General features: G+C 42.6%; 10 protein-coding genes and 1 pseudogene. 5 read left to right on the plus strand and 6 right to left on the minus strand.

Features of this window, described 5'->3' with window-relative positions; all coding sequences use genetic code 11:
* Positions 1–927 (minus strand): thymidylate synthase (gene thyA, locus RMO55_RS02240; RefSeq protein ID WP_310422838.1); only part of this gene is annotated, 927 nt, incomplete at its 3' end.
* Positions 928–1,013: 86 nt separating this feature from the next.
* Here thyA and RMO55_RS02245 point away from each other — a divergent pair.
* A complete protein-coding gene (locus tag RMO55_RS02245) occupies positions 1,014–1,421 on the plus strand; it encodes a hypothetical protein (RefSeq protein WP_310422840.1) in 408 nt (135 codons plus the stop codon).
* 90 nt (positions 1,422–1,511) lie between these two features.
* Here the strand turns inward: RMO55_RS02245 and RMO55_RS02250 are convergent, their stop codons facing one another.
* On the minus strand, positions 1,512–2,111 hold the full coding sequence (locus RMO55_RS02250; protein WP_310422843.1) for a hypothetical protein: 600 nt from the start codon (positions 2,109–2,111) through the stop codon (positions 1,512–1,514).
* 593 nt (positions 2,112–2,704) lie between these two features.
* Between RMO55_RS02250 and bchL the strand changes: the two genes are divergently transcribed.
* Together bchL and RMO55_RS02260 are read left to right on the plus strand one after the other, a co-directional pair.
* On the plus strand, positions 2,705–3,571 hold the full coding sequence (bchL, locus tag RMO55_RS02255; protein ID WP_310422846.1) for a ferredoxin:protochlorophyllide reductase (ATP-dependent) iron-sulfur ATP-binding protein: 867 nt from the start codon (positions 2,705–2,707) through the stop codon (positions 3,569–3,571).
* Between the two features lie 308 nt (positions 3,572–3,879).
* A complete protein-coding gene (locus RMO55_RS02260) occupies positions 3,880–5,283 on the plus strand; it encodes a ferredoxin:protochlorophyllide reductase (ATP-dependent) subunit N (protein WP_310422850.1) in 1,404 nt (467 codons plus the stop codon).
* A 108-nt stretch (positions 5,284–5,391) separates the two neighbouring features.
* On the opposite strand, the gene RMO55_RS02265 is transcribed toward RMO55_RS02260, so the two are convergent.
* Together RMO55_RS02265 and RMO55_RS02270 are read right to left on the minus strand one after the other, a co-directional pair.
* Complete coding sequence (locus RMO55_RS02265) at positions 5,392–5,766, minus strand: hypothetical protein (RefSeq protein WP_310422853.1); 375 nt, start codon at positions 5,764–5,766, stop codon at positions 5,392–5,394.
* 274 nt (positions 5,767–6,040) lie between these two features.
* Positions 6,041–6,353: pseudogene (locus RMO55_RS02270) on the minus strand (decarboxylase); the annotation flags it as partial.
* An 83-nt stretch (positions 6,354–6,436) separates the two neighbouring features.
* Between RMO55_RS02270 and rsgA the strand changes: the two are divergent.
* Entirely contained in the window at positions 6,437–7,513 is a 1,077-nt protein-coding gene (rsgA, locus tag RMO55_RS02275) for a small ribosomal subunit biogenesis GTPase RsgA (protein ID WP_310422857.1), read from the plus strand.
* Positions 7,514–7,548: 35 nt separating this feature from the next.
* On the opposite strand, the gene RMO55_RS02280 is transcribed toward rsgA, so the two are convergent.
* Entirely contained in the window at positions 7,549–9,867 is a 2,319-nt protein-coding gene (locus RMO55_RS02280) for a tetratricopeptide repeat protein (RefSeq protein WP_310422860.1), read from the minus strand.
* A 229-nt stretch (positions 9,868–10,096) separates the two neighbouring features.
* A complete protein-coding gene (gene mtnA, locus RMO55_RS02285; RefSeq protein WP_310422863.1) occupies positions 10,097–11,140 on the minus strand; it encodes an S-methyl-5-thioribose-1-phosphate isomerase in 1,044 nt (347 codons plus the stop codon).
* A 246-nt stretch (positions 11,141–11,386) separates the two neighbouring features.
* On the opposite strand from mtnA, the gene RMO55_RS02290 reads away from it, so the two are divergent.
* Positions 11,387–12,603 (plus strand): O-antigen ligase family protein (locus RMO55_RS02290; RefSeq protein WP_310422866.1); only part of this gene is annotated, 1,217 nt, incomplete at its 3' end.

Consider the following 12,603-nt stretch of genomic DNA (forward strand, 5'->3'; position numbering starts at 1 on the left):
TACAGGTAATTTGATAAATGCACCATGTTGGTAATTAACCAATTGGATGCGATCGATATCATCATAAGTCAAATCGAACATCGATCGATCGCCCAATTGACTCAAATCTAATTGTGGTAAATCGTAAGTATCACGGGCTACTGCACGATAAGGTTCGATATGATCGACATATACATGAGCATCAGTAATCGAATGATAAAAATCACCTGGTTCTAGCTCAACTTCTCGACAGATTAGTAATAGTAGTAATGAATAGCAAGTTAAATTAAAAGGATTACCAACACAATGATCTGAAGAGCGTTGTTGCAGATGTAAATTTAATTTACCACCTTGATAATTTAACGTAAAACTATGGTGACAAGGTGGTAACTTACTCATAGTCGCATTCGGTGGATACCAAGCCGTAATGTGTAATCTTCTCGATCGAGGATTTCGCTTCAACTCATCAATTGCCCATCTCAATTGATCGAAACATGGCAAAACTATTTGCTCTTCACCATCTATTACCAAATCGTGTCGATACTTACTATCCGCTAAATTAACTAACGATTCACCATCGCATAAATAATTACTATGATCGCGCCGAATTGGAGCCGCATAATCGGGAACTGGATAATATCGCCAAAACCTACCGTAAGCAGTCTCTAAATTACCATCCGCATCACTCCAAGCATCCCAAATTTTCGTATGCTGCTGGAGATTGCGAATATGTGGTTCTCCAGATAAATACCAAATTATTTCCGTTACCAAACTCCGCCATTGAATCTTCTTGTGCGTCAAAATCGGGAAAGCTTCAGCCGTCACAGGTAGCCGATAACTCAGCCCAAATAACGAGACAGTATCAGTTCCAGTACGATTAGATTCTCTGGTTCCTTCTGTGAGGATTCGATCGAGGATCTCTAAATAAGTGCTATCTACTATATTCATATCATGTCAAAGGCTATCATTTTACCATTCGATCGACTCATATTATTTGCGGTCAATCCCAAATCTATTTTGCTGCTTTATCATCTATGGAAACAATCTTTTCTTTACTTGCTAAGATAATGGGTGATGTAATAACTACAAGTATTCTTCTTTTCATGATTTTAGGTTTCCCAGTAAGCTGGTTAATCTCAGAATTAAAAAATTACGATCGAAGATCTCGAATAACTCGCGGCATTATTGCCATCATTTCAATTATTCTAATTTCCATAGCATTTAGCGTAATCGATCGATTAAATTATAGTACAAACTACGCAATAGCATCTAAGTATCTGGTAGAGGTGACTATTACTCAGTTAGAACACGGAAATACTGAAAATGTATTGAGTAGTTTCAAGAAATTGCAAAATGAGTTTCATATCCAGGGGGGTACCCCATTTAAAGAATATGACAAACGGGTAAGAGAAGCAGTATTTGCGATGGAGAACAAAAAGTAACGGCTCTTAAAATTCGATATTGTACCATTCGATCGTCTCGGTTAGGACAGATCCCCGACTTCTCCGAGAAGTCGGGGATCTCGCAGTAATTTACACTCCAGTATGTCCAAACCCACCCTTTCGCTCTCCCACAGTCGTTAACTCCTCCACTACCCGCTCCTGCGCCACACATATCTCCAGAAACATCACCTGCGCGATTCTCGCGCCATGACTAAATATATGCAAATCCTTACCATGATTGACTAAACCAATTCCCACCCAATCGGGATAGTGTTCGTCCACAATTCCTGGCGCATTGATTACCGTAATCGAATTCTTGCACGCTAACCCACTTCTGGGACACACCAACATCGTCGCAATCTTGTCAGGGTCATCTGTACCCAAACCCACCTTGAAGCCTGCATTGACGATTTTTTGTTCGCCTGGAGCGAGGATAAAAAATCGAAGTTGTGATTCGTACTGCTGTAATAACTCTACCGTCAAAGCTTCAGTAATTTTTTTGCCATTAATATATAGCGAACCTTCAGGATACTTGGTTAGGAAAATATCCCGCTTTGCGCGAACAGACTCCAAAAAATTATCTGTAGGTGCTGCTGGTAAATAAGCTTTGACATCCAGAGCCGCCGCTCTATCTACAGCTCTGTGCGGTCTAAATTCTGGATCTGCTAACACGTACTCAACTGAAATCACACGATTACTCTCATCACGATTCGGCTTTACACTCTAACAAATTCCGTCACATTCGATCTTCTAAAACTTAATCTATTTTTACATAAGCTCCCAACATTTATAAACTTAACTAATTTTTACAAACTGGAGATTATATCCCAATTTTAGCGAAATTTGGGTACGATCGTGCTGACTGAATATCTCCGCATACCGCCATCTTAGACTCAAGATCGATCGAATCTCCATCTCATTCTAGTCACCCACGAACCTTACTAGTCGGCGAATAAGGCTACGAGAGCGGTTTTCGATCTATTTTATCCTTACTATTTGCTCTGTGACTACGATCGAGTATTATTTGCTATTGTTCTTATTTAGTTAAAAACGGACTAGCAAAAAGCTTAGACTTTAATTTAGAGGCTTGAAACTTAATCAGACTGATTGAGAAGATGTTGAAGATTTTATAGAATATATTAAGCAATTTAAAATACAGATCGAATTGTAACTTTTCCCCCATTCCCTGGAAAGTTAGTGAATAATGCTAGACGTAGCAGAAATTTTTATAGATAGTCATTTTCGTTTAACATCAATCACAAAGTATTGGAGACTAGCAGATCGTGAAACTGGCAGTATATGGCAAAGGTGGCATCGGAAAATCCACAACTAGTTGCATCATCTCCGTCGCGTTAGCAAAACGTGGCAAAAAAGTATTACAAATCGGTTGCGACCCCAAGCACGATAGTACCTTTACCCTGACTGGGTTCCTGATTCCCACCATCATCGACACATTACAAGAAAAAGACTATCACTATGAAGATGTCTGGCCAGAAGATGTCATCTACAAAGGTTATGGTGGCGTAGATTGCGTCGAAGCTGGCGGCCCTCCCGCTGGTGCTGGTTGCGGTGGTTATGTAGTAGGAGAGACAGTTAAGCTGCTCAAAGAATTAAATGCTTTTGACGAGTACGACATTATTTTATTCGATGTACTTGGCGACGTGGTGTGCGGTGGTTTTGCTGCACCTCTAAACTATGCCGACTACTGTTTGATTGTTACTGACAATGGTTTCGATGCTTTATTCGCGGCTAATCGGATTGCTGCGTCGGTACGTGAAAAAGCCCGCACTCATCCACTCCGCCTCGCTGGTTTAATCGGCAATCGGACATCTAAGCGTGACTTAATCGACAAATACATCGAAACAGTCCCGATGCCTGTTTTGGAAGTTCTACCGCTGATTGAAGACATTCGCGTTTCCCGCGTCAAAGGTAAGACTTTGTTTGAAATGGCGGAAACAGATCCTTCGTTGGAATATGTTTGCGATTATTATCTGAATATCGCCGATCAAATTCTAGCGTTACCTGAAGGTGTGGTGCCGACTGATGCACCTGACAGAGATCTGTTTAGTCTGTTGTCTGACTTCTATCTCAATCCAGTTGAGCCTAAATCTCAGGATGCTAGTGAGAAACAGGATCTGATGATGGTTTAGTGGGTATCGAGGATCTTTACCCCCCAACCCCCCTTATAAAGGGGGGCTTTCAGACTCGCTCCCCTTTATAAGGGGATCTTCCGGCTCCCTCCCCTTTATAAGGGGAGGGCTGGGGTGGGGTAAAGATCTCCGCCGAAGTCAGCTACGTTTTAGATCTGTAGGTTGGTTAGAGCAAAGCGAAACTCAACACACTCACAGATAAATTACTAAAAATTCCCCTCCTCGGAGGGATGGCGCGTAGCGACGGGGTGGGTGCCCTCTCAAACGCAGCCAACCAATTAAAAATTATATTTAAAGGAGAATAATATATGACTGTTGCAGCAGAGCCACAGGCGTTAAATTTTGAGTGCGAAACTGGTAACTATCACACCTTCTGTCCGATTAGTTGCGTTGCATGGTTGTACCAAAAAATCGAAGATAGCTTCTTCCTCGTCATCGGTACCAAAACTTGCGGTTACTTCCTCCAGAATGCCATGGGCGTAATGATTTTCGCCGAACCGCGCTATGCGATGGCAGAATTGGAAGAAGGGGATATCTCAGCCCAGCTCAATGACTATGCAGAACTCAAACGGTTGTGCGAACAGATTAAAAAAGACCGCAACCCCAGCGTAATTGTCTGGATTGGTACCTGTACCACCGAAATCATTAAGATGGACTTGGAAGGATTGGCTCCACGTCTAGAAGCTGAATTGGGAATTCCGATCGTCACAGCCCGCGCTAATGGGTTAGACTATGCCTTTACCCAAGGTGAAGATACCGTGCTCGCAGCAATGGCGGCGCGGTGTCCTGAGAAGGCTCCTGTGGCTCAGGAAGACAAAGATGAGCGCAATGCCATCTCCAAACTGATGAACTTCGGACGAAAAAAAGAAGATGTCACCATTTCTGACTCCGAATATAAAGATCATCCCCCACTCGTATTATTCGGTTCCTTACCCGATCCTGTTGTCACCAACCTGACGCTAGAACTGAAAAAACAAGGAATTAAAGTCTCGGGTTGGCTCCCAGCTAAACGTTTTACCGAGTTACCCGTACTCGAAGAAGGTTACTACGTTTGTGGCGTAAATCCATTCCTCAGTCGCACTGCGACCACACTAATGCGCCGTCGTAAGTGTAAACTAATTGGCGCACCATTCCCAATTGGCCCTGACGGCACCCGCGCCTGGATTGAGAAAATCTGTTCGGTATTTAACATCGAACCTCAAGGATTGGACGAGCGCGAAGCCCAAATCTGGGAAGGCGTGGAAGAGTACGTCAAGCTGATTCGCGGTAAATCCGTCTTCTTCATGGGTGATAACCTCTTAGAAGTTTCGATGGCGCGGTTCCTGATTCGCTGCGGGATGACAGTCCAAGAAATCGGCATTCCCTACATGGATAAACGCTATCAAGCAGCCGAACTCGCCCTCCTCGAAAAAACCTGTCGGGAAATGAATTCGCCATTACCAACAATTATGGAAAAACCCGACAACTATAATCAGTTGCAACGGATTTACGCCCAGAAACCCGATTTAGTCATTACTGGCATGGCTCATGCGAATCCGCTCGAAGCACGGGGAATCACGACTAAATGGTCAGTAGAGTTTACCTTCGCCCAAATGCACGGTTTCACTAATTCTCGCGATATTTTGGAATTAGTAACTCGTCCATTGCGTCGGAATGAGAACCTCAAGGATCTCGGATGGGAGAAGTTAGTCAGAGATGAAGCAGTAGTTTAACTTTATTAACAGTTCAGAATTTAAACCGAGCCTATTTATAGCTCGGTTTTTTGATGAGTCGATCGAATTCATTAAATTTGCTAAAACTATTAATTTACAGAGGTAAAATTAATTATTTACTACAGCAAGTTTTCTTGCACTTGCAACATCTGATTTGATGATTTCTCTGATTGTAGAGCGCAATCTACCATCACTACTATCAATTTTTTCACTGTCAGTTTTGAACTGAGTGGTGGCAGTAGCAGAATTAGGTGCCATAGTGCTACTACTAGAGTTTTTTCGGTATGCAATGTACTCACAAGTCCCCATGCACCCGTCATCTACTGGTATTTTTAGTTCTCGACAATGGAGCCGCCGAGAGAAGCATAAAGGATGACCACTACCTGAAACGATTTCGACCTGACAAGATCCTTCCTCGGCTAAAATCGTGCAATCATCAATCATGCTGACTAAAGCAAATATATGATTGTAACTTAATGCCATCGATCGAACCTCATAGATTTCTACATATAGTATTCCCTCGATCGATCATTATTTAACATTTATTAAATTATTCTCATATCTTTGAATTATCTAGCAGTTTCGACTATTAAATTATAGAATATAGGATCTGTAGGGGCGGGTTTATACAAATAATTATCGCTAAATTCGATCGATCTCAAACGAACCCGCCCAACCTGATCAAGATTGATCGATTGTGGTAATTTGGGCTGATAATGTTCGATCGAGTGCTAGTATTATCTAACTCGATCGCTATTCGATCGAGATTACTGCCACTATATACAATTCGCTTGGGTGTAAAACTAGCCGCCAAAGCCAGATATATATCCCCTGGTGTATGCATGAATGCCCCAACTGTGGTTTTTAAAAATCTGGAGCAGTGAAACGTTGTCATTAGTTACACTGGCAAAATGGAACTGAGTATCGGGATAGGGGATAGAGTTGGTAATGTGGTGGATTGTCTCTGATAATCGGTCTAGTCGATACACATATAGCAGCGAACCATAGACAGTCAGTAACTCTTGGGCGGTGGCCAGCGCAAAGGGTAGAGGATCGAAACCTTGAGTCACAATTGTTTCAGATTTGGCGAACTTTGCATGAAGATATCATCGATTATGATGGATAGCACAAACTATTGAGATCGATCGACTACGTGCAGCAAAATCTAACTCCCACCGATCCTATTTCTACTCCATTAGAAGGTATTGTGATTGCCGTTCAAGCCAACTTCTGTCAAGTCCAGATCGATCGAGATACGCCAATAGTCGGAGGGAAATTAATCTTATGTACCCGCCGCGCCAGACTTCAGAAAATCGGTGTTAGTGCGATTGTAGGCGATCGAGTTGTCGTTGAGGAAGCTGATTGGATCGGTTCGCGGGGTGTAGTTTCCGAGGTATTCCCCAGACATAGTTTACTCGATCGACCGCCTGTTGCTAATGCCGATCGAATCTTATTAGTATTCGCGCTCGCCGAGCCAGCCCTCGATCCATTTCTGTTGAGTAAATTCCTCGTCAAAGCAGAATCAACGGGCTTACAGGTCAGTTTATGCCTGAATAAGAGCGATTTAGTAACAGAGATCGAGAAGCAGGAATGGTGTGATAGATTGGGTGATTGGGGCTATCAACCGATCGTCATTAGTGTGGAAACTGGGATGGGAGTGCAGGAGTTGCAAATCGAACTCGATCGCCAGATTACCATTTTTGCAGGACATTCTGGGGTGGGTAAATCGAGTCTTACCAATGCCTTAATTCCTGATTCTAATATCCGCGTGGCGACTGTTTCTGGTAAACTCAGTCGCGGACGACATACCACCCGCCATGTTCAATTATTTACGATGCCGACAGGTGGTTTAATTGCCGATACACCAGGTTTTAATCAACCAGATATAGCTTGTACGCCTAAGGAATTACCTACCTATTTCCCCGAAATCCGCCAGCGATTGGCTACCGGAAATTGCCAGTTTAGCGACTGTACCCATCGCGATGAGCCAAATTGTCTGGTGCGGGGCGAATGGGAACGCTATACCCATTATCTAGATTTTCTGGCAGATTCGATCGCCTGGGAACAGCAATTACAATCTCAGCCTAAACTAGAAAATAGTTTAAAACAAAAAAGTGGGACGGGGAAAAAGAAATTCGAGCCAAAGTTGGACTCAAAATATCGTCAAATTTCTCGACATACAATTTTGCAATCTCTAGATGAAATATCTGCTGAGTTGGATGAGGAGTGAGTGAATAGTGAATAGTGGATTGATGATAATTAAGCCTAATATCTAAACCGATCGATCATCTGTAGAATCTGCTGATAAGTTTTACTATTGCCACGATCGAGGTAGAGATTGGCAGCTTTATGATAATCGGCAATAGCTCCAGACCGATCGCCAATTTGGTTATAAACTTTGGCTCGTTGGTAGTAAGCAGGGGCATAATTAGAATCGATATCGATCGTATGGCTAAAATCGGCTAGTGCTGCTGACAAATCGCCTAATCGTTGATAGCTGAATCCCCTTTGATAATAGGCATCGAGATAATCTGGCTTTAATTGAATCGCACGTTGATAATCAGCGATCGCATATTGAGGTTCTTCATTATTTGATAATAGCCAACCCCGTTGATAATAAGCCAACGCAAATGTGGGATCTAATTCGATCGATCGATCTAAATCTTCCATTGCGCCGTGAAGATCGCCAATTTCACTGCGAGCGATAGCTCGATTATAATGAGCATGAAGATGCTGGGGATCGAAGGAAATTGTTTGGGTATAGTCGGCAATCGCGCCATGTTTATCTCCTAAGTATTTGCGGGCATTTCCACGATGATAATAAGCGTGAAAGTACTGAGGATCGAGGGCGAGAGTTTCAGTATAGTTATCGATTGCTGCTTGATGATTGCCAATTTGACGATGGCAAATGCCCCGATTGTAATAGGCGATTACCAGATTGGCATCGAGACTGATCGCTAGATCGTAATCTGCTAAGGCTGTCGCAAAATCACCTTGAATTCGATAAATATTTGCTCGATTACTATAGGCAACAGCAAAGTCTGGATCGTAATTAATAGCTTGGCTATATTGTTCGATCGCGGTGGCATATTCGCCCATTTGAAAGTAAGCATTACCTTGATTATTGTAAACGCTAACAAAATGTGGCTCTAGCTCAATCGCCCGCTGATAGTCAGTAATTGCGGCTGAAAAATTACCCATTTGAGTATAGACGATCGCGCGGTTATTATAAGCGATCGGCGATTGGGCATTGATATCTAATACAGTACTAAAATCGGCAAGAGCACCACCTAAATCGCCCAAATACTGTTGCAAATTACCACGATTATTATAAGCGAGTACTAATCGTGGATTGAGCTTAATGGCATTAGTATAGTCATCGATCGCCCCGCTATTGTCGTGTAACTGGGCTTTCGCCGTACCCCGCATCACATAAGCGATCGCACTTGTTGGATCAGTAAGTAAATTTTGACCGCGCTCAAAATCAGCACTGGCATTAGAATGGGGTTTATGTGAGAAACATGTTGCTAATGCGCGTCCGATATAGGCAATCCCCTGTTCGGGATCGAGTCGCACGGCTGTATCAAAATCATCCCAGGAGCCTGTATAGTCCCCCAAATAACGACGCGCATTTCCCCTACCACAATAGGCATCTACACACTGAGGATCGAAGGATATAGCTCGATCGTAAGCAATGATGGCTTCGTGACAATCCCCAATTTCATAAAATCCTGTGCCTCGATCGACTAATAATTGAATATGTCTGGCGATCTCTGCCCGAGTATCGGCACGAGAATTTTGATAGATTAGTAGTTGTGGGATGATGCCGACAACTGCTTGCCAAGCAGCAGATATAGACGGATAGTACTGTTCGGGATCGGTAGAAATTAAGCGATTGACGATCGCAATTAGTTCGGGATGATTGATGTTTGGTGCTAGCTTGTGCCAGTGGGCTAGTTCGCTGAAGGTAAGGGGCAAATCTACTCCAGATTTACCAGTAGCCGCCGCAATCGCCATTTCTCCTACTGTCAAGAGATCCCGTTGAATTGACAGCAGATCCGTGTCGGTTAATTGTGGCGAAAATCCTGTGGCAATCGGTAGATTAATTAGTACTAGTTTGCGATCGAGATGGCTGCGGACGATCTGAGATAGAGATACAGGATCGACAGTCGCCTTACAACGATCGATATCGTGCAACACTTCCAATAAGTCTGCTAATAACATTACCACTTGGGATTGAGTCCACGGTCGATCTGCTACTAATTCTTGCGCCAAAGGCACACCAACGACAAACTCTCTCACCAGGTAAAATGCTTGCTCTTCGGCAAAATAACTATACACAGTGGGCAATCGCTCGACTTTACGGCTCAAGTCATACAGAATCTGAGCCGAAATTATGGCTAGATCCCAGTCAAAACTACCTGGAGCAGCATCTGGTAATTCATAGCGATGAATCGCACATTTGAGTTGGAGATTGCCAGGCACCTGAAGATCGATCGCCAGATAAGTGGTAACTGCTCCAGTTTGTCCTAATTGCTCCAGGATTTGATAACGCTGTTGAAGAGTAGATCCGATCGGATTCACTATACCCACGCTCCCACGACTCACTTGCAAGTTACTCAAAGTTTACTACTTATCTAATTACCACTAATGTCTATTTTTACACATCGATTGGCAAAGAGTCCGGTGCGATCGCTTGACAAACGACTGGAATAATTTACGCCATTTTTTGCTTGACAACTCAAAAATCGGCTTTAGGCGTTATGTTGCATATTTTCGCCTAATCCCTAATTTCCGAAAGATTTCAACCTACTTATCGATGTTGGAGATCGATAATTTCTGCTGGTAAAAACGCGCCAAATTCAGTAATAATTGCTTGAATTAAATTGGCTGGGGTTACGTCAAAAGCTGGGTTGTAGAACTCAACTCCAGGTGGACAAACAATAGTTTCACCGATTTGATAAAGCTCTGAAGGATGACGTTCCTCGATCGGGATGAGACTACCATCGCTGAGACTAAAATCGATCGTCGAACGCGGTGCTGCGACAAAGAACGGGATATTATGCGCCTTTGCCACTAGAGCCAAACTATAGGTACCAATTTTGTTTGCTGCATCGCCATTTGCGGCGATGCGATCGGCACCAACTACAACAGCATCGATTAAGCCTTGTTTCATACAGTGTGCCGCCATACTATCGCTAATTACTGTCACCGGAATGCCTTCTTGGACACATTCCCAACTAGTTAGTCTCGCACCTTGCAGTCGCGGGCGAGTCTCATCGGCATATAATCGCGCCAGCCGCCCCTCTGCCCAGGCAGAACGTACAACCCCAAGGGCGGTGCCATAACCTGCTGTTGCAAGGGCACCAGCATTGCAATGGGTAAGCAAACATAGTTTGTTTGGACTGCTAGGTAAAACGGTTAAACCGTGGGCACCAATTGCTTGACAAGTTTCGATATCTTCTGCGTTGATTTTTTGAGCCGCAAGCAGTAATTGCGGGACGATCTCGGCAACATTTCCCGCAGAATTACGGGCTGTCTCTTCCATCCGATCGATCGCCCAAAACAAGTTTACCGCTGTCGGACGTGTGGCTCTGAGGGTTTTGCCGATCGCGATCAGCTTTGTCAAAAATTCATCGCGATCTGTGGTGGTAATGTCTCTGGCACCCAAATACATCCCATAAGCAGCCGCCACCCCAATTGCTGGCGCACCTCTAACGATCATCGTCGAGATAGCTTCGGCCATATCTTCCACCCGACTGATTTCGACATGTGTATACTCATTTGGCAGGCGATTTTGATCGATCAGCAAAACGCGATTGTTTTGCCAGCGGACGGGATAAACTGGGGTATTCATAAAATTTAGGTGGCTAAAGCACGATTCTCCAGGAAGAGGCTACGTCAATGAGTAGTTCAGGCTCAAATTTTATCATCGAAGCTAGGGTTGCGATCGACGATCGGGATAGAAAACTAGCGTGAAATTGCTGCTGCGATCGATTCTGGAGATTCGGATGGGTATTCTAAAGCTACAGACTCACTGCAAAAGTATTTAGCAAATCTTTTTGCATCAGAATTAGAATATCCAGTTCTATTATCACAACAAATGATTGCCGAACACAAAATTAGTAAAACTGAGCATCCACTATTCTATCTCAGTCTTATCGTATTACCATTTTTTTCACCTCTTTCCCTAGTTGGGTTTCTTTTCTTCTCTATCAAAACTATATTCGATCGTCACATTTACTTAAATACATATCTCAAGTCAGTTGCAGTTCCATCTGTTCTAGCGATCTCTGCTATCTTTGTTTCGAGTTGCCTGACTGCTTATAACAAGGCAGAAGCTTTTACCGTATTATTTAACTTTTTGCCATTTTTCCTGCTGTTTTTAGCAGGCGCGAAAATTTTTACACCTAAAAATCTTGAACAAGCTTTGACATGTATCTTAATTTCTTCAATCCCTGTAATTATCTTAGCTATTATTGAATTTACATTCAATCAATATGGTTGGTACAGTACAGATAGATTAATATTTCCAAATGTGGGGATTCGCTACCCTCGTTCCAGTGCTGTTTTTGAAAATTCAAATGGTCTGGCTAGCTACTTGGTAACTTCACTGGGCATATCGCTGGGAATGTTAATAAAATATTCCCAGTATCGAAACAAACAGAATGCTTGCCAAATCCGAGGAAGTTTTACTGATAGTCAACTAATATTATTAATCAAAACCTATATTTGTTCCAACTTACTAGCACTGACCTGTACGCAATCTAGAAATGCTTTTCTTGCAGCTATTGTATTGATTTTTATAACTATTATAATTTCTAAATTTAGAAACTTAAATTTTTTTAGCAGTCTATTAGTATTTACAGTTATTGGCTTTTGTCTGTTGAAAAATATAACTTTAATGAGATATATTAATGGAGAAATATCTTTGACTGCCAGCATGAGCAGAGAAATTCTAACTTTTGCTACAGATTCTCGCACTAAAATATGGAAATTTGCTATTTTGCTAGGAAACCAAAGACTATTCTTAGGTTGGGGATTGGGTAATTACAAGCTACTGTATCCAGTTCAAAGTATTGGCACTCCTCCTCATCCCCATAATTTGTGGCTAATGCTATTTGCAGAAACTGGAATCATGGGACTTGCTAGCTTGAATATATTTGTTGGCTCGATTCTATACCAAGCTGTCAGGAAAATTCATTCAATAGAAAAGGAAAAACAATATGTTTTAATTAGCTACTTAATGGCTTTTCTTGCTTCAATTATGTTTCACTGTTTTGATTGTCCACTTTTTGATGCTCGAATTAACTGCATAAA

It is taken from the genome of Chamaesiphon sp. VAR_48_metabat_135_sub, assembly GCF_031418915.1.
Lineage (GTDB): Bacteria > Cyanobacteriota > Cyanobacteriia > Cyanobacteriales > Chamaesiphonaceae > Chamaesiphon.